This is a genomic window from Rhizobium hidalgonense, from assembly GCF_005862185.2.
GTDB classification, from domain to species: Bacteria; Pseudomonadota; Alphaproteobacteria; order Rhizobiales; family Rhizobiaceae; genus Rhizobium; species Rhizobium hidalgonense.
On sequence record NZ_CP054028.1, the window covers coordinates 132,705 to 153,796 of the forward strand.

The window sequence follows — 21,092 nt, forward strand, 5'->3', positions numbered from 1 at the left end:
ATACCCAGATATTTTTCGGAATTCTAACTGATGGAGGACTTTTTGGAGACCTGGAACCTCACCACCTTAACGCGTCTGTTCGCCGCCGATCCGGAGGCACTCGGCGATGTGGACGTCGCCGTACCCGAGCATGGCGACGTCATCTGCGTCACTCTCAAGGAAAAAGGCGATCTCGACGTCTTCGTTGCGGTGAGCGGGGAGCGCGATATCCTAGTCAGCGCCGTTTTGTTGCCGTGCAAAGACGTGCCCAATCGCGAAGCCTTCGAACGCATGGTGCTCAAGACGCACAAATTCGTGCCGCTCTCCAGCTTCGGCATCACCACGATCGACAGTGAGGAGTGGTATGAATTGTTCGGTTCGCTGTCTGCGCACTCGCCGGCCGACACGGTGGTCGAAGAGGTGGCAATTCTGGCGGCCAATGCCGTCGATGCGGCACACATGATCGAAGAATGGAAAAGCGGGGAGATTGCCGCATGAGCACCTGGGGAAAGATTTTCACCGCCATTCGTGGCGGCATCAACGAGGCAGCGGAAGCTGCCGCCGACAACCAGTCGATGCGCATTCTCGACCAGGAAATCCGCGACGCCGAACAGTCGCTGCGCCGGGCGCGCTCCGATCTGGCCGGCATCATGGCGTCCAACAAGAGCGTTATGCGCCGGCTTGAAGAAAACCGCGCAAAGGAAACCAAGGATACCGACAGCGCGCGCGCTGCAATCTCGGCGGGCCGCACCGATCTCGCTCAGGCTCTCGCTCAGCGCATCGCCACCAGCCGTGCCGAAGTGCAGCGCGACCAGGAAGAACTCGATCGGCTGCTGCCGCGCCAGCAGCAGATGCTGCGGACGATCCAGGACACCGAAGGTCGTATTGCCCAGATGAAGCGCGAGGTTGAGAACGTCAAAGCCAACGAGTCGCTGCTGCGCGCTCAATCGGCGATTGCCCATAACCAGTCGGGCATCAACACTCGTCTCGGCAGCGCCGTCGAAAGTCTCGAACGCATCAAGAAACGCCAGGAAATTACGGCCGGCCGCATCGAAGCCGGTGCTGAACTGGCCGCACTGGAAAACGGCGGCGATCTCGATCGTCAATTGCGCGAAGCCGGCATTGGTGGCTCGAGCCATTCGGCCGACGATATTCTTGCCCAATTGATGCTGCCCAGACAGTCGGCCGAGCCCGTCCTGCTGCCGGCGCCCACCGGCACCAAAAGCTGACAATCCTCAGGGTACGGCAGCCCTGGCTGCCGTACCCTGAGGCGGTAACATCGCTGCTCCCCGCTCATTCGGCGCGGCAGCGAGAAGGCAGGTTTCGCGGGCACGCCAGTGGAGCCCGTCAACTTGATAAAAATTGCGACACATGACATATATAGAGCGTCAGATGACGCAGGAGAAAGATCATGGCCGTCGCAGCAAAAACACCGTCTCCAGCGGCAGGCAGCGGTGAACTGCAAAAAATCGAAGCATTACTCGGCGGCTCGCGCATTTTATCGCGTCGCCTGACCAATGCGCTCGATGCCCATGAACTGCTCCTGCACGGCCTGCCTGCATCGGCGCTCGATCATCTTGTCGACACCCTCGTCGTCATCGGCAAGAACGAATCCCTTGAAAAGGCCGTGGGCATGAGCTTACGCACATGGCAGCGGCGGAAAGACACGCCATCCAAGCCGCTCAGCCGGGAACAGAGCGGCCGCGCGTGGAAATTCGCTGAGATCCTCGCAAAGGCAACGGATATCTTCGGATCACAGGCAGAGGCCGAACAGTGGCTGGAGCGTCCAGCGGTCGGATTTGAGCAGCGCCGCCCGATCGATCTTCTCGGGACACCCGCAGGTGTCGAGCTTGTGGAGGATCATCTCGATCGCCTAGAATACGGTGTCTATGCGTGACCCTTTTGCCGATCGCACTCGGCGGGACCGAACTGGTCGTGTGGCGGCTCGATCAGGCCGTCCACGCGCCGACATGGGATAACGGCGAAGGCGCCTATCGGGTGGGGGGTCGCTGGAACAGCAAAGGGGTTCGCGCGGTCTACTGCTCGCTCGATCCCGCGACGGCGATCCTTGAGGTCGCGGTCCATAAGGGGTTCCGGGCGCTCGACACCGTGGCGCATACGATGACGGCAGCCGTCATTGCCGATGCCGGCGATATCCATCTTGTCGATCCGACAAGCGTGCCCAATCCCAACTGGCTGCACCCGGGCATCCCCGGCGCCGGACAGCAAGCCTTCGGAGACGGTTTGCTTCGCCAGCACCGTTTCGTCGCGATCCCGAGCGCGGTCTCGCGGCATAGCTGGAACCTGATTTTTTTGGCGGGCGGCGCGATGGGCGCCTATGCGCTGAAGTTTCAGGAGGCCTTTGCCCTCGACACGCGGCTGCATCCGCCCACGTCATGAACGTCGCGGAGCAGCAACGGGGCTCGAATCTCAATATCAAATAATGGCACCCCCGACGACGACGTGGACCAGCATAAGCGGCAGCACATCGTCGCTCCTTAACTGACGCCGAGAAACTGCTTCAGCTCTGCGGTCTGCGGATTGGCGAAGACCTCCTCCGGCCGGCCTATTTCGTGGACGCGGCCCTGATGCATGAAGACGACGCGGCTGCAGACGTCGCGGGCGAACTTCATTTCGTGGGTGACCATCAGCAACGTCATTCCCTCGGCGGCGAGCTCGCGCACGACGGCCAGCACTTCGGCGACCAGCTCCGGATCGAGCGCGGAGGTGATCTCGTCGCAAAGAAGTGCTGCCGGCTGCATGGCGAGCGCACGGGCGATGGCGACGCGCTGCTGCTGGCCGCCCGAGAGCTCATCCGGATAGGCATCGAACTTGTGGGCGAGCCCCACCCGCTCCAGCATTGTGCGGGCGGTGGCCTCGGCTTCGGCCTTCTGGGTCTTCTTGACCACGGTCTGCGACAGCATGACGTTGCCGCCCGCCGTCAGGTGCGGAAAGAGGTTGAACTGTTGAAAGATCATGCCGACCTTGAGGCGCAGGGCCTTCAGATGCACTTCGTCATCGATGAGCTGCGCACCGGCGACGGAGATCGAACCGTCGGTGATGGTCTCCAGGCCGTTGATGCAGCGAAGCAGGGTTGATTTGCCCGAACCGCTCCTGCCGATAATGGCGATGACTTCGCCGGCCTCGACATCGAGATTGATGCCTTTCAGCACCTCCGTGCTTCCGAAGCTCTTGCGGACTTCAGTGACTGCGATGAGCGACATTGAGCTTCCTTTCCAGGATCTGGCTGCTTTTCGACAAAGGCCAGCAAAGGGCGAAGTAGATGAGGGCAACGAGCCCGTAGACGGTGAAGGGCTGGAAAGTGGCATTGGTGACCACGGTGCCGGCTTTCGACAATTCGACGAAGCCGATGATCGAGGTCAGCGCCGTACCCTTGACGATTTGAACGGAGAAACCGACCGTGGGCGGTATGGCGATCCTCAGCGCCTGCGGGAGGATGACGTAGCGCATCTGCTGCAACCGCCCCATGCCGAGGCTGGCGGAAGCTTCCCATTGACCCTTCGCGACCGCCTCGACGCAGCCGCGCCAGATTTCGGCGAGAAAGGCGGCACTCCACAGGGTGAGCGCCAATCCCGCCGCAAGCCAGGCCGGGACGTCAATTCCAAAGAGGCCAAGACCGAAAAAGGCGATGAACAGCTGCATCAGCAGCGGCGTGCCCTGGAAGAGTTCGATATAATATTTCGCAAGCACGCTGAATGCCTTGCGCTTGCTGATGCGCAGGAACAGCAGCCCCAGTCCGACGGCGCCGCCGCCGATGAACGAGACGAGCGAGAGCAGGATCGTCCAGCGGGTGGCAAGCAGCAGGTTGCGCAGAATGTCCCAGAGTGTGAACGTGATCATCGTGCCGCTCTCCTCGGGAAGATGAACCCGCCGACCACTGCCAGCAGCTGCCGAAGCAGAATTGCCAGAACAAGATAGATTGATGTCGAGACGATATAGGCCTCGAAGGCGCGGAAGGTTCGCGATTGGATGAAGTTGGCGGCGAAAGTCAGATCTTCGGCGGCGATCTGCGACACGACCGATGAGCCGAGCATGACGATGACCACCTGCGACGACAGTGCCGGCCAGATGCGCTGCAGCGACGGCACGAGAACGACATGGCGGAAGGTTTCGAAGCGCGTCATGGCGAGGCTTTCGCCTGCCTCGAACTGGCCTTTCGGGGTTGCCTGGATGCCCGCGCGGATAATCTCGCAGCTATAGGCGCCGAGGTTGATGACCATCGCGAGGTTGGCGGCCGTCAGCTCAGGCAGTTGGAGGCCGAGCGACGGCAGACCGAAAAAGATGAAAAACAGCTGGATCAGGAACGGCGTGTTGCGGATCAGTTCGACATAGGTCGCAATGACAGGTTTCAGCCAACGGGGCCCGAGCGCGCGTACCCAGGCGCAGAAGATGCCGAGCGAAATGCCGAGCACTCCGCCGATCGCGATCAGCTCCAGCGTGACCAATATGCCCTTGATGACCTCAGGGTAATATTGAAGCAGCCAGCCGAATTCGAAATGGTAGCTCAAGAAATTTTCCCCTCTTGCGGTGACGAGCGTCCGTCATCCCGCGTGCGAGCGCGGGATGACAGCCGTAAGACCGGGTCTCAGAGATCCGACGGGAGATCGGCGCCGAGCCACTTTTGCGATATGGCGTTCAACGCACCATCGGCCTTGGCGGCGGTGACAATGCCGTTCACTTTCTCCAGCAGGGCCGCCTGCTCCTTGTTGAGACCGATATAGCAGGGCGAGTTCTTGATCAGGAATTTGAGCTCAGGGCGTTTGGGAGGATTTTTGGCGAGGATCGCAGCAGCCACGACGTTGCCGGTGGCGATGGTTTCGACCTGACCGGAAAGAAAGGCCGAGATGGTGCCGTTATTGTCCTCGTAACGCTTGATCGTTGCGTCGGCGGGCGCGATCTTCGTCAGCTCCAGATCCTCGACCGCGCCGCGGGTGACGCCGATGCTCTTGCCCGCGAGATCTTCCGCCTTGGCGACCGAAAGATCGGCGGGGGCGAAAACGCCGTTGAAGAAAGGTGCGTAGGCTACGGAGAAATCGATCACCTTTTCGCGCTCGGCGTTCTTGCCGAGGCTCGATATCACGAGGTCAACCTTGTTGGTCTGCAGATAGGGGACGCGGTTGGCACTGGTGACCGGCACGAGCTCGATCTTGACGCCCAGCTTTTCGGCAATGAGATTGGCGACGTCGATATCGTAGCCCATCGGCGCCATATCAGTGCCGCGCTGCCGAAGGGCGGGAAATCCTGAGGCACGGCGACACGCAGCGTACCGCGCGCCGTGATGTCAGCGAGAGCATCAGCGTGAGACGCGGAGCCGAAGCCGATAGTTGCCGCCAGGGTCGCCAGTGCGAAGAAGACTCGTCTTGTCAGCATGCGTTAATGACTCCTTTGAAGTTGTGGTTTGTGCGATTTGAGAGGTGAGGACGCGGTCTTGGGAGGAAGTGACAGGGAATTGCGCAATTCCGAGAGCGGGTCGGGGCGTGTCGTGAGGTCGAGACCCATTTCCACCTCGTCGAGATGCTCGACGGAGAGCTCCGCAGCGCGGACGAAATTGCCCGCTTGCATGGCCTCGAAGATGCGGCAATGCCCGGCATGAGACTGGGCCGCATGAAATTCGGATTGATAGAGCATCGAAATGAGGATCGTCCTCGCGGTCAGATCGCGAAGGATATCGACGATGATGGCGTTCCCGCTCAATTCCGCGATACGGATGTGAAAATCACCCATCAGATACGTCAGGCGCTGGCGGTCGCCCGCCGCCATCGCGCTCTTCTCATCGTTCAAATGCGCGTCGAGCGCTTGCTGTCCCTCGTCTGTCAGGACGCGCATGCTGCGCAGCAATCCGGCCTCGATGACGCGCCGCGCTTCATAGACCGCGATCGCCTCTTCAGCGGACGGCTCGACGACAAACCAGCCTCGCCTCGGACTTACATGCACGATGCCGCGGGTTTCCAGGCGCATCATGGCTTCACGAACGCGGGTTCGAGACACGCCGAAGAGCGTTGCCAGCTGGTTTTCACTGAGACGGGTACCCGGCCGGATCTTGGCGGACAGAATCCCGGAGACGATCGTTTCCTCGATGGTCTTCTGTATGATCTCGGATGTCTGGCTATCTTGCATACAAGACAGCAAAGCAAAGCCCATGCCAAAACTCTGCGTTCAGAATTTCCAAGACGTTAGGAATGCCTTGCCTGGAATCTGCGCACTGGGGATGCAGTCTGAGCATAAATTAGGCGGGGTCCCCGCAGGTCTTGCAAAGCCGGGTCAGCATCGACCGCTGAAGCGCTTCGGGTCTCATCACATGTCCTGCAATGGCTGAACAGTCGCAACGAGGATCGCTCGATGTGCTCTGGCTCTTTGTCTTTGTGCGGGTCGTTATCCTGGAACCGTTGCACGCTTCCGGGCGACATGCATCAGTTGAAACTCGAGGTTTTGAGGAATTCCGCGAGCCGTTCAGTCTTCGGCCGGACAAACATTTCCTTCGGATCGCCCTCTTCGCAGATAACACCCTGGTTCATGAAGATGACGCGCGATGAGACCTCGTAGGCAAAGCGCATCTCATGGGTGACGAGCAGCATGGTCATGCCGTCGGCGGCAAGCCCCTTGATGACCTGCAGCACTTCGCCCACCAGTTCCGGGTCCAGCGCCGAGGTCACTTCGTCGAACAGCATCAGCCTCGGCGACATGGCAATGGCGCGGGCAATGGCGACGCGCTGCTGCTGACCGCCGGAAAGCTGGCCGGGATAGTGGTTTGTGCGGGCGGCGAGGCCGACCCGATCGAGCCATTTTTCCGCGATGGCGCGGGCCTCTGGCTTGGTCATTTTCTTGACCTTGACGAGGCCGAGCATGACGTTTTCAGCGGCACTCATATGCGGGAAGAGATTGAACTGCTGAAACGCCATGCCGGTCAGCGCGCGCTGGCGGGCGATCTCCTTCTCGCTCTTGCGCCGCCGCGTTGCGCCGTCGACGCGGTAGCCGATCTCTTCACCATCGAGGCTGATCGTGCCGCCCTGGAATTCTTCCAGCATATTGACACAGCGCAGCAAAGTGGTCTTTCCCGAACCGGACGAGCCGATGATGGAAATGACTTCGCCTTCCCCCACGGCGCAATCGACGCCTTTGAGGACTTCGTGGATGCCGTAAGTCTTGCGCAGACCCTTGATGTCGAGAATGGTCTTGGCCATCGGGGGATCTCCTCAGGACGGCAGGGCGGTCTTGCGCTCGACATATTTGCCGAAGTGCTCGATGCCGTAATTGACGATGAAATAGAGACCTCCGGCCAGGAAATAGAACTGGAGGCTCATGAAATTGCGCGAGATGATCTCCTGCGTGCGCAGGAGCAGCTCCGCGACGCCGATGACGGAGAGCAGCGTCGAGGCCTTTACCATTTCGGCCGCGGTATTGACCCAGGCTGGCAGGCACTGCCGCATGGCCTGCGGCCATAACACCGAGGTGAAGGTCTGGGTAAAGGTCAGGCCGATCGCCTTTGCGGCTTCGGTCTGCCCCTTAGGGATCGCCTGAAGCGCGCCGCGTACGATTTCGCCGACATGGGAAGAGCAGAAGATCGCAAGGGCGAGCACACCGGCGGAAAACGGCCCGAGATCGAGCCCGACGGCAGCCGAGACGTAATAGCTTGCCAGCACCAGCACAAGCACCGGCGTGCCGCGGATAATATCGGTATAGGCGCGCACGATGAGCCGCAAGACAACGCCGCCATAGACGAGCGCCAAGCCGACGAAAACGCCGAGGACGGACCCTGCGAGAATGGCCAGCAGCGAGATCGACACAGTCACGCCGACGCCGTTGATGATGACGGTGCGGGCGATCCAGAGTTGTTCGAGAAAGGTGTGGGACATCGGTCTATCTCGGCAGGGCCAGACGGCGCTCGACGAAGCGCATCACGGCGGCGATGAGGAAACAGGTGGCGACATAGAGGGCCGAGGTGACCATCCAGGTTTCGATGACGCGGAAACTCTCGACATTAATCTTGCGGGCAGCAAAGGTCAGTTCCGGCACGGCGATGGCGGCGGCGAGCGAAGTGTCCTTGAAGAGCGAGATGATCGTCGACGATAGCGATGGCAGGACGTTGCGCAGCATCAGCGGTGCGATGATGGAGCTGCGAATCTGCATCCCCGTCAGGCCGATGGCGAGGCCGGCTTCCGTCAATCCTCTCGGGATCGACAACAGTCCGGCGCGGAACACCTCTGCCAGATAAGCGCCGGAATAGAGGGAGAGAACGAGCACGAAGCTTTTTATCTTGTCGAGGCGCAAGCCCATCTGCGGCAGCGCAAAAAAGGCGAAAAGCACCAGGACGAGAATTGGCAGGTTGCGGATGACAGTGACATAGACCCGCGCCGGCACGACCGCGAAGCGGTTTTTGGAGGTCAGCGCGAAGGCCAGGACGAGGCCGATCACAGCTCCGATCAGGATCGAGATCACTGCAAGGCCGAGGCTGAGTGCAAGCCCGCTCAAAAGAAAATCGAAATTGCGCCAGACGGCAGCAAAATTCAGCGTGTAACCCATGCGGGCCGCCCTTTCAGGACTGACGCATCGGGCACGATGCGCAGATTCACAATATTACGGCGTGCTTTGCGCGTCTGAAAAAACGCGCGGCGCAAGCAGCGGAGCGGGAAACAATCCCGCTCCGCTGGCCGTTACTTGAACTCGACGGGAAAGCCGATCTGCGGCGGGGTCAGATCCTTGCCGAACCAGGTCTTGAAGGACTTGGCGTAAAAATCGAACTCGACGCCGGTCATGGCTTCATGCAGGGCGGTGTTGACAAAGTTCAGCCAGTCCTGATCGCCGCGCTTGACCGCGCAAGCATAGGTCTGCGGGTTCCAGCCGTAGCCGGCGTCTTTGTAGCGGCCCGGGTTCTGCGTCATGTACCAGGCGAGCGACGATTGGTCGGTTGCCACGGCATCGGCGCGCCCCGACTCCAGCGCCTGATAGATCAGGTCGACGGAATCATACTGATCGACGGTCGCCTCCGGTAATGCCGCATGCACCATGGCCTCGGCATAGACGTTCTGGAGAACCGAGATTGTGACGGAGGAACCGGCTGCCTTGAGGGCGGCGTAATCGCCATATTTTCCGTCCGCCTTGAGCATCAGGCCGACACCCTCGCGATAGTAAGGAATGGTAAAGGCGACCTGCTGGGCGCGTTCACCGGTCACCGTCATGAACTGGCAGGTGATATCGACCTTATCGGTGGTGATGTTCGGGATGCGGGCGTCCGAGGATTGATTCACATACTCGATCTTCTCAGGATCGCCGAACAGCGCCTTGGCGATGATATGGCCCATGTCGACGTCGAAGCCCTGAAGCTTGTCGTCGGCGCTCTTGAAGTGCCAGGGCGCGTTGGTGCTGCCCGTGCCAAGGACGAGATGGCCGCGGGCGAGCACTTCATCGAGCTTGCTGCCGTCGGCCAGTGCGGGCGTGGAGAGCAGGGCGGCGGCGGCCAGCGACATCACGCCGGCGCGAAAGGAAATGGTCATGGCGTTCCCCTTATGGATGGTTCTCAATATTCCAGTATAATGGATGCATGTCTGTTTTACTGGAATACTGTATCAAGTGCCATCAAGGGCAAATTGTCAATGGGTCATGCTGAAAAAACGCGCAGGGATGCACGTGGCGATTTTTTCGGCAGTGCAGCATTTTCCTCGCCGCGAAGCGGATTGCCCGCCTGCGCTCTGACAGTCGGCGGGATGTCGCATCGTCAAGGAACTGTCCCTTCGCGCGAAGCCAAACTTTTCCGAAACAACAAGAGCCAAGCCGTCCGCATCGCGGCTGACTTTGAGCTCCCCGGTGACGGCGTGATGATCTACCGCGACGATCGGATCACCATCGAGCCGGTGCACCGCAAGAAACTGCAGGATGTTCTGGCAGGTTGTGACGTACTTTGTCCTGAAGATGATGTCGACGAGTCCCTGCTTCCTGCGAAGGCAATCGACCTGTGAGCAGGCTTTATATGCTGGATACCAGTATCGTGTCCGAACTTGCCCGAAAACCCGAGGGGCATCGTCGCTCGACGCATCGGCGAGGTTGGGCCAAATGCAATATATGTCAAAATTATCATGGCGTGCGAACTGCGCTACGGCTGCGCCAAGAAGGGGTCAGCGAAACTTCTGGCTCAAATCGAGGCGATCCTCCTCGACAGCGTGCCCGTGCTCGTGCTGGACGCGCCGGCCGATGCCGAGTACGGCGGCATCCGGGCCGAACTGGAGGCCGCCGGCAAACCTATCCGCGCCAACGACATGTTGATGCCGCCCATGCATCTGCCCTCGGGTCGTTCTGGCAAATGGATAACAATCCGGATTCGACAAAAAAATCATGTGCAATTCCGGAGCCTTAGCGCGTTGTCCGCTGACAACTATGGTTTTCTCCACCCGCTAAAGTCGGCCGGCCTTCAACATATCGTGACATCCTCGATGCGACCCAGCATTGGCGCCGGCGCACCGAAGACGGATTCCGCAGCTGGGCGCGGAGACCTGGCACCCCGTCTCTCATTTATAGGCGGAGGCATGATACAGGTTTTCGGCGTCCGGCCCGCGGACAGGACCATTGCCGGAAGGCTTGTCGTTTGCATCCTGGGTTTCTGGGTCGCGGCGTGAGGGGGCAAGTCCGAGCATTTGCTCAAGGCGACCGGCATTGAGCGGAGCGCTTATTCCCTTGAAGTTCATCATCCATCTTTCGTCTGCGCATGGCTTGTGTAACGCTGCAGAGATAAGCGCAGTTTGCACCCGCCGAGAACAGCCCGTCGGCGTTTATCACCATCTTTCCGACGCGAAGGAGGAAGGGGAGGGAGCATGTTTCATCTCTCCCATGCCGGCAGCTGATGGCGAGGCGACATCCGAGGCCTAATGATCACATCAACTGCAAGATCACAACAGCGCATCCAGGCGAATTCGGTGGCTATGCTCGGTCGCGTTGGCATGACGGAGTGTGGTGGAGTTGCAGCCAGCCAGTTTGACCTGGGCTCCATATTAATAACGCAACCTTCCTGGTGGAACGAATGGGTGAGTTCGTTTCCGCCTAAATTCCTTCTATTTACCTATACCATAAGTACTCCGCGATGCTGGCCGAGCCGCGTCCGTCATTCGTGGGCGTCGCGTGAGGTAGAGTTGAGCCTATCGTGCCTTCGTTGTCTCGCGATTGGTAAAATGCGCATTGCCCAAACCCGTGCCAATCGTCAGCACAGCCCATCGCGACACGTCGGTCATAAAAGGTATCTGCGACAAACCCTGCACGACGGCGTCGTTGTGCATCATAACGAATGTGCTGTCCTCGCCGATCTCAGGAATGGCCTTCATCAGCGCGGCGGGAAGGTTGAAGCTGTCGCTTTCCCAGTTTCCGCCGGGCAGGTTCTGTCCGCCTCGTTCGATCGAGCCATCGGCCTTGATGATGCCGGGGCATGCGATCCCGATGATGGGAGCGGGTTTGAGATTGGCCTTTTCGGCCTTGGCGATCAGTTCGAGCAACATCGCGACCAACCTCTCGATGGTTGCGGTACGACTTGGCTCGTCGTCGGCATGACGCCAGATAGTTGATTCCCAGACACTCGCATCCGCAAAGTTCGGCACGTCGTCCTTTCCGAATTTAACGACGCCGGCGCGAACGTTAGTGCCGCCGATATCGACGGCCAGGATCGCCTCGTGGCCTTTGAACATCCAGCGTGGCATCAGGTGGACCGAGCCGATCAGTCCGGCCTCATCAGGGTGGTGAACGATCGGTACGATCTCGACATCGATGCCGGCCGCCTTGAGAATGACCATCGTCCTGGCGATCGTCAGCTCGCCAAAGCGGCTATGCCGGAATCCCCCGCCGACGACGATACGCTCCGTCTTCAGCCAGCGCTTGTCCTTCAGGAACTTTCCAATCACATCGGCAAAGTCTTGCGCGAAGTCCTCCACCGCCCCCATGACCAATGCCGCTGCTTCCATATCGTCGCCCTTCAGAAAGGCATCGATCTTTTTCTTGGAGAGCTTCGCTGTCGCGGTCTTGCCGATCGGGTCATCTCCGACTTTGCGGACACGTTTCCTCCAATCGTCGAGCTTCATTTGAAAAGTCTTCTTGTTGGCGTTGTCGCCAACGAAACCATCCTTGTCACGCAGTTCGTTGTTGTAGTCGTCGACCGTCACCAATGGCAGGTTTGACGCGCCATGCGCCAACGGGGCCTTGACCTCATCACGGGGCTCGGAACTGCTTTTGGCCATCAAGGTACCTTCTACGGCGCGAGGGCTCGAACGGGCGGCGAGATACAACGCAGACTAGCGCCGGATGTTCCAGCGTCCGAAAGGTCACTTGCCCTCGTCGGCCGGTGACCTAGCTTCAAAGATTGCAGAGTTTGGAGAATGCCGTGCAGGACGATACCGCTACCCAGGAAATGCTTTCACTGGTCTTGGAAGAACCGGAGCGCTGGGCGATGTTTCTCGACATCGATGGGACCCTGCTCAATCTCGCGCCCACGCCGGATGCGATCGAGGTCCCGGAGGCGCTTCCCGGACAACTTCACCGCCTGTCGAACAAGCTAGGCGGCGCCTTGGCGCTGGTTACAGGACGGTCGCTTGCCTATGCGGACGCATTGTTCGAACCCTTTTCCTTTCCGACAGCGGGCCTTCACGGTGCGGAAATAAGGAGTGCTGCCGGAATGCACACAGTCGAGCCAACACCGGAGTTTCAGGCGCTCAAGCATGCGCTGACGGCAGAAGCCGAGCACTATCCCGGCGTCCTGATCGAGGACAAGGGCGCGGCCGTTGCCGCGCATTATCGGCTCGCGCCCGACTATGAAAAGGTACTCGAAGAGCGCATGCATCATTATGCCGAGCTCGCCGGGCCGAATTGGGCATTGCAGCTCGGAAAGAGAGTCTTTGAGCTGCGCCCGGCACGGTCGAGCAAGGGCGATGCGCTGGAGCGGTTTTTCCAAGCCGACCCTTTCAAAAACCGCAGCCCGATCACCATCGGCGACGATCTGACAGACGAGTCGATGTTTGCAATCGCCAATGCACGCGGCGGCGTTTCGGTGCGTGTCGGCGCCATCGGCGCCCCGAGCTGCGCCACGAGCCGGCTGTCCTCGGCTGCGCTGGTCAGGAACGTCATTGCCGCCCTGGCCGCCTGAGATACGTCCGTACGAGATATCGGATGCGTGTTGTTGCCGTCTACACGCCGGATGCACGGCGACAATCGTCAAAAAAGTATCAGTTTTGACTGGGAATCGTGGTGGCGGGCGCGAAACAAGCCCACTACACTCCCTGACAATTAAGCCAAACCGGGAATTTGGCAGTGGGCTTAGAACCCGCCCTCGGAGGAGGAAACATGGAACCTGACTTGGAAGTCGTTCAGATCAGGCCGGGCGAATCTTTCGCAACGAAGGCGCATGGCTATCCCTATCATACGGTTCGCTGGCATTTTCATCCGGAATACGAGCTGCATCTCGTCGTGGCGACGACCGGACGCTATTTTGTCGGTGACTTCATCGGCGAGTTCGAGCCGGGCAATCTTGTGCTTGCCGGCCCCAATCTTCCCCACAACTGGATCAGCGATGTGCCGAAGGGATCGAGCATTCCACTTCGATGCCAGCTCATCCAGTTCAGCGAAAATTTCATCAGTGACACGATGAAGGTGCTGGCAGAACTCGGCCCCTTCGAGCCGGTGCTCGAAGCCTCCCGACGCGGCGTGCTCTTCGGCGCCGAAACCAGCCGGCAGGTGGCGCCGCTGATGAACGAGGTGCAGCGGGCGCAGGGCGTACGCCGCATTGAGCTCTTCATGATGATCGTCGGCCTGCTCAGCCGGGCGCAGGATGCCCAGCTCCTCGCCAGCCCGAATTATCTGCCCGATCCGTCCGGTTACATGTCGGCCGGCATCAACAAGGCGCTCGCCTATATAAGAGAGAACCTGACGAAATCCTTCGATGAAGCCGATCTCGCCAGGATTGCAGAACAGTCCACAGGCGCCTTTTCGCGCGCCTTTCGCCGCCACACCGGCATGTCGCTCGTGCAATATGTGAAACGCCTGCGCATCAATCTCGCCTGTCAGATCTTAATGAGCGACGACCACGCATCGATCACCGATATCTGCTTCGAAGTCGGCTTCAACAATCTGTCCAACTTCAACCGGCAGTTTCTGGCGGAAAAAGGTATGACGCCGTCCCGCTTTCGGCGGCTGCTGGGTGACAATATCAACGTGGCGAAGGCGGCCTGAGCCAGCCGGACGAGAATACGAAGCAGGTCGCCGAAGACGGCGATAGGGAGGACGAGGAGGAGGAACCAAACCGACACTGATTTGTACGCGAGCGCGCAACGAGCGGTTCGTGACGGGAGACGCTTGTCCGCAAAACAGCAAATCGCCAGGACAGGCGTGGCGGTTCGATCAGCCGAACGGCCACAGCAGAATACTGCAATGATGACGCTACACAATTTTTCCAATGGGAGGAGATGGAAATGATGAAATTCTCGATGAAAACGGCAGGCGCCGCAGCATTTGCACTGTCCATGCTCGGCGGCACGTCCGCCTTTGCACAAACCGCCGTTGCCGATGCAACGGTCGCTTTCCTCATGCCGGACCAAGGCTCGACCCGTTACGAAGAGCACGATCACCCGGGCTTCGTTGCGGAAATGAAGAAGCTTTGCGCCTCGTGCAAGGTCATCTACCAGAATGCCGATGCCGATATCGCCAAACAGCAGCAGCAGTTCAATTCGGCCATCACCCAGGGTGCCAAGGTCATCGTGCTCGACCCGGTGGATTCGGCAGCCGCCGCCTCTCTGGTCCAGCTCGCCCAGAGCCAGGGTGTCAAAGTCATCGCCTATGATCGTCCGATCCCGAAAGGCAAGGCCGATTTCTATGTCTCCTTCGACAACAAGGCGATCGGCAAGGCGATTGCGGAATCGCTCGTCCAGCATCTAAAAGCGAAGAACGTGCCGACCGATGGCGGCGGCATTCTGCAGATCAACGGTTCGCCGACCGATGCGGCCGCCGGGTTGATCAAGGACGGCATTCATGAGGGGCTCGCCAGCGGTGGCTATAAAACGCTGGCCGAATTCGACACGCCGAATTGGCAGCCGGCGAATGCCCAGCAATGGGCCGCAGGCCAGATCACCCGCTTCGGCAAACAGATCGTCGGCGTCGTCGCCGCAAATGACGGCACCGGTGGCGGCGCCATCGCCGCCTTCAAGGCGGCCGGTGTCGATCCCGTGCCACCGGTGACTGGCAATGATGCGACGATCGCCGCGCTGCAACTGGTCATATCGGGGGATCAGTACAACACGATCTCGAAACCGAGCGAAATCGTCGCCGCGGCTGCCGCCGACGTCGCCGTCAAGCTCTTGGCAGGCGAAACGATCAAGGCCGAAATGACGCTTTACGACACGCCGGCGCAGCTCTTCGTCCCTGCCGTCGTCACTGCCGAAAACCTCAAGGCCGAGATCATCGACAAGAAGATCAACACCGCCGAAGAACTGTGCACCGGCCGTTATGCCGAAGGCTGCAAGAAGCTCGGCATCACCAAATAATCGAGCCAAGGGAAAGCGCGGCCGGCCACCGGTCGCGCTTCCGGTTTCATTTTTCCGAAAGGCCAGGCGATGTCTGAAACCTCTCATATCCTTGACGGCTCCCGTCAGCCTGTCCTCAGCCTGCGCGGAATATCGAAGAACTTCGGGGCCGTGTCGGCGCTCACCGATATCGAGCTCGACGTGCATGCCGGCGAGGTCGTGGCCCTCGTCGGCGACAATGGCGCCGGCAAATCGACGCTGGTCAAGATCCTGGCCGGTGTGCATCAGCCGAGCTCGGGCACGATCCTGTTCGAGGGAAAACAGGCAAATCTGTCGAGCCCGAGTGCCGCCCTCGACCTCGGCATTGCCACCGTCTTCCAGGATCTGGCCCTTTGCGAAAACCTCGACGTCGTCGCCAATATCTTCCTCGGCAAGGAGCTCAATCCCTTCCAGCTCGACGAGGTCGCGATGGAGATCCGCGCCTGGAAGCTGCTGAACGAGCTTTCGGCCCGAATCCCAAGCGTGCGCGAGCCCGTCGCCTCGCTCTCCGGCGGCCAGCGCCAGACCGTGGCGATCGCCCGGTCGCTGCTGCTCGAGCCGAAACTGATCATGCTCGATGAACCGACAGCAGCGCTTGGTGTCGCCCAGACCGCCGAGGTGCTGGATCTGATCGAGCGCGTGCGTGAACGCGGTCTCGCCGTCATCATGATCAGCCACAATATGGAGGATGTGCGTGCCGTCGCCGACCGCATTGTCGTGCTTCGGCTGGGGCGCAACAACGGCACCTTCATGCCCGATGCCTCCAACGAAGAGCTCGTCAGCGCGATCACGGGCGCATCCAACAATTCCGTCTCCCGCCGCGCCACGCGCCGCAAGGCGCAAAGCAGAGAGAACGAGGAGGGAAGACCATGACGAAGACCATGCAGAATGAACCGGCCGCACCTGTTCTCCTCGACCGGCGCGACGAAAGAGTGCGCCACGACGAAAGCCTTGCCGGATGGGTCCGCGCCTTCTGGGACCGCATCCGCTCCGGCGACCTCGGCTCGCTGCCGGTCATCGTCGGCCTGGCGATCATCTGGACGGTGTTCCAGGCGCTCAATCCGGTGTTTCTCTCCAGCGCCAATCTCGTCAACATGCTGTTCGATTGCTCGACGGTCGGCGTCATCTCGCTCGGCATCGTCTGCATCCTGATGGTCGGTGAGATTGATCTGTCCGTCGGCTCCGTCGGCGGCTTCGCCTCGGCACTCACCGGCGTCTTCTGGATCAATCAGGGCTGGCCGGTGGTGCTGGCCATTCTCGCCGCCATGGCAGTCGGGGCCCTGATCGGCTCGCTTTACGCCTTCCTCTTCAACCGCTTCGGCATGCCGAGCTTCGTCTCCACCCTGTCGGGACTTCTCGCCGTTCTCGGCCTGCAGCTCTATATCCTCGGATCGACAGGCTCGATCAATCTGACCTATGGCTCCTGGCTGGTGAATTTCGGCCAGATCATGGTCATGCCGGATCCGATCGCCTATGCGCTCATCGCACTTGCCGGCACTGCCTTCCTTTACTCCAGCTACCGCACGGCGTCACGGCGGCGGGCTGCCGGCCTATCTTCGAAATCGGTCGGAGGATTGCTTCTGCGTGCCGTCGTCATCACGGTCGCCCTGGAAGCGGTTGCTTTCTATCTCAACCAGTCGCGCGGCATCCCCTGGATGTTCGGCCTCTTCGTCGGGCTCGTCGCCGCCATGAACTATGCGCTGACGCGCACGAAATGGGGGCGCTCCATGCATGCCGTCGGCGGCAACAGGGAAGCCGCCCGCCGCTCGGGCATCGATGTGTCGCGCATCTATGCGAGCGCCTTCGTCACCTGCGCCCTGCTTGCGGCGACCGGGGGCGTGCTTTCGGCGGCGCGGCTGGCGACCGCAAGCCAGCAGGCCGGCACCGGTGACGTCAATCTCAACGCCATCGCAGCGGCGGTTATCGGCGGCACCAGCCTGTTCGGCGGGCGCGGCAGTGCCTATTCGGCCCTTCTCGGCATCATCGTCATCCAGTCGATCGCCAGCGGGCTGACGCTTCTCGATCTGTCGTCGTCGCTTCGGTACATGATCACCGGCGCCGTCCTTGCCGTCGCCGTCATTGTCGACTCGCTGGCCCGCCGATCGCGTATTTCGCACGGCCGGGCCTAATCAACAGGAAAGCAGAGGAAGAAAATGGGACAGGATCTGTCTGGAAAAGTCGCGGCCGTCACCGGGGCGGCATCGGGTATCGGTCTGGAATGCGCCAAGACCATGCTTGCCGCCGGCGCCCGGGTCGTGCTGGTCGATCGCAACGAGCAAGCGCTAAAGGAAATCTGCTCGACGCTCGGTGCAGACGCCATTCCGCTGGTCATCGATCTCATGGATCCGAAGAGCATGGCTTGCATGATGCCTGCGATCCTGGAGAAGGCAGGCCAGCTGGATATTTTCCACGCCAATGCCGGTTCCTATATCGGCGGCGAGGTGCTGGGCGGTGACCCCGACGCCTGGGATCGGATGCTCAATCTGAACGTCAACGCCGCCTTCCGCTCGGTGCATGCCGTCCTGCCGCATATGGTCGAACGCAAGTCCGGCGATATCATCCTGACGAGTTCCGTCGCCGGTCTGGTTCCCGTTGTATGGGAGCCGATCTACACAGCCTCCAAACATGCGGTGCAGGCCTTCGTCCATACGCTGAGGCGCCAGGTGGCAAAGCATGGCCTGCGGGTCGGGGCGGTCGCGCCGGGCCCCGTGGTCACTGCTCTTTTGAGCGATTGGCCGCAGGAGAAGCTGGATGAGGCGCTTGCCGCCGGCGGCCTGATGGAGCCGAAGGAAGTAGCCGAGGCGGTGCTGTTCATGCTGACGCGCCCGCGCAACGTCACGATCCGCGACCTCGTCATCCTGCCGCAAAGCACCGACATCTGATCAGCGCTTGCCGCCTTCCCAAACCAGAAAGGAAACCACCATGATCTTCGACAGATTTCGCCTGGACGGGCAGGTGGCGCTGGTAACCGGCGGCACGCGTGGCATCGGGCTTGCGATCGCCGAGGCGCTCGGCGAGGCGGGCGCTAAGGTGCTCATTGCGGGAAGGTCGCGCAATGCGGCTGCGGAAGACCGGCTCGCCAAGGCCGGCGTCGATTGCGATTTCATCGCCGCCGACCTGACCAAAGATCATGCCGCCGACGCGCTCGTCACAGAGGCGCTCTCACGGGCGGGCCGGCTCGACATCCTCGTCAACAATGCCGGCGTCGCTATTCATGGCGACAGCGGCGCGTTTTCCGACGCGATCTGGCGCGAGATCATGACCGTCAACGTCGACGCCGTCTTCCGCGCCTGCCGCGCGGCACTTGCCCCCATGCGACGCCAGGGGGGCGGCGTCATCCTCAATATCGGCTCGATATCGGGTATCGTCTCCAACATTCCGCAGAACCAGGTCGCCTACAACTCTTCCAAGGCGGCGGTTCATATGATGACCAAGAGCCTGGCGAGCGAAGTCGCCGCCGAAAACATCCGCGTCAATGCCATTGCGCCGGGCTACATCGAGACCGACCTGTCACGCGGCGGCATCGACAATCCCGACTGGTTCCCGACCTGGCGCAGCATGACCCCGATGGGCCGCGTCGGGCAGCCGGAGGAGGTGGCGGGTGCCGCCTTGTTTCTCTGCTCGGCGGCGGCAAGTTATGTCACCGGCGAAGTACTTGTCATCGATGGCGGTTATACAACGCGGTAAGACGCAAGCGATGGGTCGGGGAAGGGCGGTTCGTCGCCTCCCACGGAATCGGCCAGTCATAAGAGAATTACACGGGTATGTTGATTTCGAACTCGGCTCCCGCGCCGGCCGTATTCAGCAGGAGGGTGGCAGGGGTCACCCAATCAAGCGATATCTGGCGCAGCCTCGCTCATCGACCAGCCAGCTATATTTTCGAGAAGATCAATCAGGGAATAGAGAAAGGCTCATCTGAATCGTGGTGCGCGCTTGGCGTTGTGGAGTAGTTCGCAGGCTGTCGCGAAAGGCCCGAAAAGTTTAAGCAACAGCGCCTGTTCCTCGGCATCTATCCGATGGCGAGCACAATACTCGGTGACGGACCAGACTTTCGTCAGATCATCCGTTTCGATTTGCTTTGGTTCGATGTGTTCGGTCAAGGGCGTGTCCTCCGAACTTCGAGACTACGCCTCCCCGGCATTTATAAGAACTAGCTAAAAAGAATTATAAGGGCATTCGACCGAATACTTCAGCCACACCGTAGGCGAATATACGAAAGCGCCCGCCGATTGCGCGGCGGGCGTGTCTCGCTCATCTATTGCGGTTGATCAAGCAATATGGGTCGCATCAAAATCGGTGCCGGTGATGTTGAGAGTCACCTTGGCGGTGTCCGTGTGGCCTTCGCCATCGGAAATCTTGTAGTAGCGCAGAACTTCCGTGTAGGTCTGACCGTCGTTCAGATTGGTGTTCAGATCATAGGTGAACGAGCCGTCCGACTTGACATGGAACGTGCCGTAGGTGCCGGCGACGTCGGTCACGGCGTTGGTGTTGCCGTTTACCTGGGTGCTCAGGAACTGACGGAGGAACATCTTGCCGTTGTCGCCGGCAATGTCGTTGTCCAGAACGTTGCCGCCGATGGCGCTGCCTTCGGTGAAGTGGAAGGTATCGTCGACCGCGACCGGCTTGACCTGGGTTACGCCCTGAATGTTCAGGGAGAAGACGCCGACGTCGGTGTGACCGCTACCGTCGGAGATCTTGTAGGAAACCCTCTCCTGGTACGATTCGCCGTTGGCGAAACCGATCTTGGCAGCGTCGCTCAGGACATAGGTGTAGCTGCCGTCCGGCTTGACGAAGAACGTGCCGTAGTCGCCCTTGATCTCGGTCACCTGGCTGTTGCCGCTCTTGGCGCCGACGGTCGCACCGTCAAAGGCGCGCAGGAACAAGTGGCCATTGTCAGATGAATCGTTGGAAAGCAGATTTCCGGAAATAACGTCAGTTTCTAGAAAAGTTGCACTATCATCAGTTGCGTGTATCGGCGAAGCCATCGCTATCTCCTAAAATTGTTTATTGGCGGGTCAATTTCGACCTCAGCGAGCGGCTCCTTTAACAACCTATTAATACTGCAAGTCAATGGGTTATTTAATGAAAGGTTAATGTCCTCGCCGATTTACCCGTTGCTTCATCGCCGACGGAATAATGTCATATTTAAGCGAAATTGAAGAAAATTGGGCGAAAACTATACCCGGTTAACTTGAAGATCTAGAACTTATATATCTATAGGTGATTCGGGACGCTGGTACCGTGCCATTCGGCCTGTCGTTGCAATCTCGTCCCGAGACGACTATTTTAGGGCTATAACCGATCCGAGCAGAGCCCTCTTAGTCGGCTGAACCGCTGCGCGCCCTCGAGGCTGCGACAGGCAATCCCACAAACAATCGATGACGCCGGCGCTTGCCGGTAAAGGATTACTTTTGAACGACACACATACAGCCACCGCGGTCGCGGCGGTCAACCCGCGTGAGCGTGACGAGGCCGCCCGCTGTGCTGCCAGAGCCTGGAAGCCGTCTCCCTGCCTTCTCACCCGCCGCGAATTGCAGGCCCTGATCGCCGAGCAGCTTGGCTGAACGGCGATCG

The 21,092-nt window shown here is 60.1% G+C and carries 24 protein-coding genes and 2 pseudogenes; 14 read left to right on the forward strand and 12 right to left on the reverse strand.

Going from position 1 to position 21,092, the window contains the following annotated elements; translation table 11 throughout:
* The first annotated feature begins 30 nt into the window (after nt 1-30).
* The 4 genes from FFM81_RS21885 (at nt 31) to FFM81_RS21900 (ending at nt 2,379) form a co-directional block, all read left to right on the forward strand.
* Complete coding sequence (locus FFM81_RS21885; RefSeq protein ID WP_003572110.1) at nt 31-477, forward strand: YjfI family protein; 447 nt, start codon at nt 31-33, stop codon at nt 475-477.
* The gene (locus tag FFM81_RS21890) at nt 474-1,208 is read left to right on the forward strand and encodes a PspA/IM30 family protein (protein ID WP_003572113.1); all 735 of its coding nucleotides are present in this window, start codon (nt 474-476) and stop codon (nt 1,206-1,208) included. Before FFM81_RS21885 ends, FFM81_RS21890 begins: the two co-directional genes overlap by 4 nt.
* A 182-nt stretch (nt 1,209-1,390) precedes the next feature.
* The gene (parS, locus tag FFM81_RS21895) at nt 1,391-1,876 is read left to right on the forward strand and encodes a type II RES/Xre toxin-antitoxin system antitoxin (RefSeq protein WP_003572115.1); all 486 of its coding nucleotides are present in this window, start codon (nt 1,391-1,393) and stop codon (nt 1,874-1,876) included.
* Nucleotides 1,873-2,379: an RES family NAD+ phosphorylase gene (locus FFM81_RS21900; protein ID WP_003572118.1), complete on the forward strand. Its 507-nt coding sequence runs from the start codon at nt 1,873-1,875 to the stop codon at nt 2,377-2,379. Before parS ends, FFM81_RS21900 begins: the two co-directional genes overlap by 4 nt.
* Before the next feature lie 98 nt (nt 2,380-2,477).
* Here the strand turns inward: FFM81_RS21900 and FFM81_RS21905 are convergent, their stop codons facing one another.
* The 9 genes and pseudogenes from FFM81_RS21905 to FFM81_RS21945 form a co-directional block, all read right to left on the reverse strand.
* Complete coding sequence (locus tag FFM81_RS21905; RefSeq protein ID WP_097533023.1) at nt 2,478-3,203, reverse strand: amino acid ABC transporter ATP-binding protein; 726 nt, start codon at nt 3,201-3,203, stop codon at nt 2,478-2,480.
* Entirely contained in the window at nt 3,181-3,840 is a 660-nt protein-coding gene (locus FFM81_RS21910; RefSeq protein WP_003572120.1) for an amino acid ABC transporter permease, read from the reverse strand. The genes FFM81_RS21905 and FFM81_RS21910 overlap by 23 nt, the downstream gene beginning before the upstream one ends.
* Nucleotides 3,837-4,508 (reverse strand): amino acid ABC transporter permease, encoded by a 672-nt coding sequence (locus FFM81_RS21915; protein ID WP_097533022.1) that lies wholly within the window; start codon nt 4,506-4,508, stop codon nt 3,837-3,839. Before FFM81_RS21915 ends, FFM81_RS21910 begins: the two co-directional genes overlap by 4 nt.
* 77 nt (nt 4,509-4,585) lie before the next feature.
* Nucleotides 4,586-5,370 (reverse strand): annotated as a pseudogene (locus FFM81_RS21920) (transporter substrate-binding domain-containing protein).
* Nucleotides 5,371-5,373: 3 nt separating this feature from the next.
* Nucleotides 5,374-6,117 carry a GntR family transcriptional regulator gene (locus FFM81_RS21925; RefSeq protein WP_097533080.1) on the reverse strand — a complete coding sequence of 248 codons (744 nt, stop codon included), beginning with the start codon at nt 6,115-6,117 and terminating at the stop codon, nt 5,374-5,376.
* A gap of 293 nt (nt 6,118-6,410) precedes the next feature.
* The gene (locus tag FFM81_RS21930; RefSeq protein ID WP_003572124.1) at nt 6,411-7,181 is read right to left on the reverse strand and encodes an amino acid ABC transporter ATP-binding protein; all 771 of its coding nucleotides are present in this window, start codon (nt 7,179-7,181) and stop codon (nt 6,411-6,413) included.
* Nucleotides 7,182-7,193: 12 nt separating this feature from the next.
* Entirely contained in the window at nt 7,194-7,853 is a 660-nt protein-coding gene (locus FFM81_RS21935; RefSeq protein ID WP_003572125.1) for an amino acid ABC transporter permease, read from the reverse strand.
* A gap of 4 nt (nt 7,854-7,857) precedes the next feature.
* Complete coding sequence (locus FFM81_RS21940) at nt 7,858-8,520, reverse strand: amino acid ABC transporter permease (RefSeq protein WP_003572126.1); 663 nt, start codon at nt 8,518-8,520, stop codon at nt 7,858-7,860.
* A 131-nt stretch (nt 8,521-8,651) separates the two neighbouring features.
* Complete coding sequence (locus FFM81_RS21945) at nt 8,652-9,491, reverse strand: transporter substrate-binding protein (protein ID WP_003572128.1); 840 nt, start codon at nt 9,489-9,491, stop codon at nt 8,652-8,654.
* Between the two features lie 210 nt (nt 9,492-9,701).
* Between FFM81_RS21945 and FFM81_RS21950 the strand changes: the two genes are divergently transcribed.
* The gene (locus FFM81_RS21950; RefSeq protein ID WP_025417946.1) at nt 9,702-9,953 is read left to right on the forward strand and encodes an antitoxin; all 252 of its coding nucleotides are present in this window, start codon (nt 9,702-9,704) and stop codon (nt 9,951-9,953) included.
* Nucleotides 9,950-10,348 (forward strand): annotated as a pseudogene (locus FFM81_RS21955) (PIN domain-containing protein). The gene FFM81_RS21950 and the pseudogene FFM81_RS21955 overlap by 4 nt, the downstream one beginning before the upstream one ends.
* 775 nt (nt 10,349-11,123) lie before the next feature.
* Here FFM81_RS21955 and FFM81_RS21960 read toward each other — a convergent pair.
* Nucleotides 11,124-12,209: an ROK family protein gene (locus FFM81_RS21960; protein WP_025417945.1), complete on the reverse strand. Its 1,086-nt coding sequence runs from the start codon at nt 12,207-12,209 to the stop codon at nt 11,124-11,126.
* A gap of 122 nt (nt 12,210-12,331) precedes the next feature.
* On the opposite strand from FFM81_RS21960, the gene otsB reads away from it, so the two are divergent.
* The 7 genes from otsB (at nt 12,332) to FFM81_RS21995 (ending at nt 19,205) form a co-directional block, all read left to right on the forward strand.
* Nucleotides 12,332-13,111, forward strand: coding sequence for a trehalose-phosphatase (otsB, locus tag FFM81_RS21965; protein WP_173883833.1), 780 nt, complete (start codon nt 12,332-12,334; stop codon nt 13,109-13,111).
* A 197-nt stretch (nt 13,112-13,308) separates the two neighbouring features.
* The gene (locus FFM81_RS21970; RefSeq protein ID WP_003572137.1) at nt 13,309-14,193 is read left to right on the forward strand and encodes a helix-turn-helix domain-containing protein; all 885 of its coding nucleotides are present in this window, start codon (nt 13,309-13,311) and stop codon (nt 14,191-14,193) included.
* Between the two features lie 233 nt (nt 14,194-14,426).
* Nucleotides 14,427-15,500 carry an ABC transporter substrate-binding protein gene (locus FFM81_RS21975; RefSeq protein WP_025417943.1) on the forward strand — a complete coding sequence of 358 codons (1,074 nt, stop codon included), beginning with the start codon at nt 14,427-14,429 and terminating at the stop codon, nt 15,498-15,500.
* Between the two features lie 69 nt (nt 15,501-15,569).
* On the forward strand, nt 15,570-16,391 hold the full coding sequence (locus FFM81_RS21980; RefSeq protein WP_025417942.1) for an ATP-binding cassette domain-containing protein: 822 nt from the start codon (nt 15,570-15,572) through the stop codon (nt 16,389-16,391).
* Nucleotides 16,388-17,647, forward strand: a complete 1,260-nt coding sequence (locus tag FFM81_RS21985; protein WP_138384594.1) for a sugar ABC transporter permease — start codon at nt 16,388-16,390, stop codon at nt 17,645-17,647. Before FFM81_RS21980 ends, FFM81_RS21985 begins: the two co-directional genes overlap by 4 nt.
* A gap of 24 nt (nt 17,648-17,671) precedes the next feature.
* Nucleotides 17,672-18,400, forward strand: coding sequence for an SDR family oxidoreductase (locus FFM81_RS21990; RefSeq protein WP_003572143.1), 729 nt, complete (start codon nt 17,672-17,674; stop codon nt 18,398-18,400).
* A gap of 40 nt (nt 18,401-18,440) precedes the next feature.
* On the forward strand, nt 18,441-19,205 hold the full coding sequence (locus FFM81_RS21995; protein WP_003572144.1) for an SDR family NAD(P)-dependent oxidoreductase: 765 nt from the start codon (nt 18,441-18,443) through the stop codon (nt 19,203-19,205).
* A 224-nt stretch (nt 19,206-19,429) separates the two neighbouring features.
* On the opposite strand, the gene FFM81_RS22000 is transcribed toward FFM81_RS21995, so the two are convergent.
* Together FFM81_RS22000 and rapA2 are read right to left on the reverse strand one after the other, a co-directional pair.
* Nucleotides 19,430-19,618 (reverse strand): hypothetical protein, encoded by a 189-nt coding sequence (locus tag FFM81_RS22000; RefSeq protein WP_003572146.1) that lies wholly within the window; start codon nt 19,616-19,618, stop codon nt 19,430-19,432.
* A gap of 168 nt (nt 19,619-19,786) precedes the next feature.
* Complete coding sequence (gene rapA2, locus FFM81_RS22005; RefSeq protein ID WP_003572148.1) at nt 19,787-20,503, reverse strand: calcium-binding lectin RapA2; 717 nt, start codon at nt 20,501-20,503, stop codon at nt 19,787-19,789.
* Between the two features lie 426 nt (nt 20,504-20,929).
* Between rapA2 and FFM81_RS22010 the strand changes: the two genes are divergently transcribed.
* Complete coding sequence (locus FFM81_RS22010; protein ID WP_003572150.1) at nt 20,930-21,082, forward strand: hypothetical protein; 153 nt, start codon at nt 20,930-20,932, stop codon at nt 21,080-21,082.
* Nucleotides 21,083-21,092 lie beyond the last annotated feature (10 nt).

What these genes read in the sequence shown, in the direction of transcription:
- FFM81_RS21885 (WP_003572110.1), top strand. Translation starts at nt 31, where the DNA reads ATGGAGGACTTTTTGGAGACCTGGAACCTCACCACCTTAACGCGTCTG.
- FFM81_RS21890 (WP_003572113.1), top strand. Translation starts at nt 474, where the DNA reads ATGAGCACCTGGGGAAAGATTTTCACCGCCATTCGTGGCGGCATCAAC.
- parS (WP_003572115.1), top strand. Translation starts at nt 1,391, where the DNA reads ATGGCCGTCGCAGCAAAAACACCGTCTCCAGCGGCAGGCAGCGGTGAA.
- FFM81_RS21905 (WP_097533023.1), bottom strand. Translation starts at nt 3,203, where the DNA reads ATGTCGCTCATCGCAGTCACTGAAGTCCGCAAGAGCTTCGGAAGCACG.
- FFM81_RS21910 (WP_003572120.1), bottom strand. Translation starts at nt 3,840, where the DNA reads ATGATCACGTTCACACTCTGGGACATTCTGCGCAACCTGCTGCTTGCC.
- FFM81_RS21925 (WP_097533080.1), bottom strand. Translation starts at nt 6,117, where the DNA reads ATGCAAGATAGCCAGACATCCGAGATCATACAGAAGACCATCGAGGAA.
- FFM81_RS21930 (WP_003572124.1), bottom strand. Translation starts at nt 7,181, where the DNA reads ATGGCCAAGACCATTCTCGACATCAAGGGTCTGCGCAAGACTTACGGC.
- FFM81_RS21935 (WP_003572125.1), bottom strand. Translation starts at nt 7,853, where the DNA reads ATGTCCCACACCTTTCTCGAACAACTCTGGATCGCCCGCACCGTCATC.
- FFM81_RS21940 (WP_003572126.1), bottom strand. Translation starts at nt 8,520, where the DNA reads ATGGGTTACACGCTGAATTTTGCTGCCGTCTGGCGCAATTTCGATTTT.
- FFM81_RS21945 (WP_003572128.1), bottom strand. Translation starts at nt 9,491, where the DNA reads ATGACCATTTCCTTTCGCGCCGGCGTGATGTCGCTGGCCGCCGCCGCC.
- FFM81_RS21950 (WP_025417946.1), top strand. Translation starts at nt 9,702, where the DNA reads ATGTCGCATCGTCAAGGAACTGTCCCTTCGCGCGAAGCCAAACTTTTC.
- FFM81_RS21960 (WP_025417945.1), bottom strand. Translation starts at nt 12,209, where the DNA reads ATGGCCAAAAGCAGTTCCGAGCCCCGTGATGAGGTCAAGGCCCCGTTG.
- FFM81_RS21970 (WP_003572137.1), top strand. Translation starts at nt 13,309, where the DNA reads ATGGAACCTGACTTGGAAGTCGTTCAGATCAGGCCGGGCGAATCTTTC.
- FFM81_RS21975 (WP_025417943.1), top strand. Translation starts at nt 14,427, where the DNA reads ATGGAAATGATGAAATTCTCGATGAAAACGGCAGGCGCCGCAGCATTT.
- FFM81_RS21980 (WP_025417942.1), top strand. Translation starts at nt 15,570, where the DNA reads ATGTCTGAAACCTCTCATATCCTTGACGGCTCCCGTCAGCCTGTCCTC.
- FFM81_RS21985 (WP_138384594.1), top strand. Translation starts at nt 16,388, where the DNA reads ATGACGAAGACCATGCAGAATGAACCGGCCGCACCTGTTCTCCTCGAC.
- FFM81_RS21990 (WP_003572143.1), top strand. Translation starts at nt 17,672, where the DNA reads ATGGGACAGGATCTGTCTGGAAAAGTCGCGGCCGTCACCGGGGCGGCA.
- FFM81_RS21995 (WP_003572144.1), top strand. Translation starts at nt 18,441, where the DNA reads ATGATCTTCGACAGATTTCGCCTGGACGGGCAGGTGGCGCTGGTAACC.
- rapA2 (WP_003572148.1), bottom strand. Translation starts at nt 20,503, where the DNA reads ATGGCTTCGCCGATACACGCAACTGATGATAGTGCAACTTTTCTAGAA.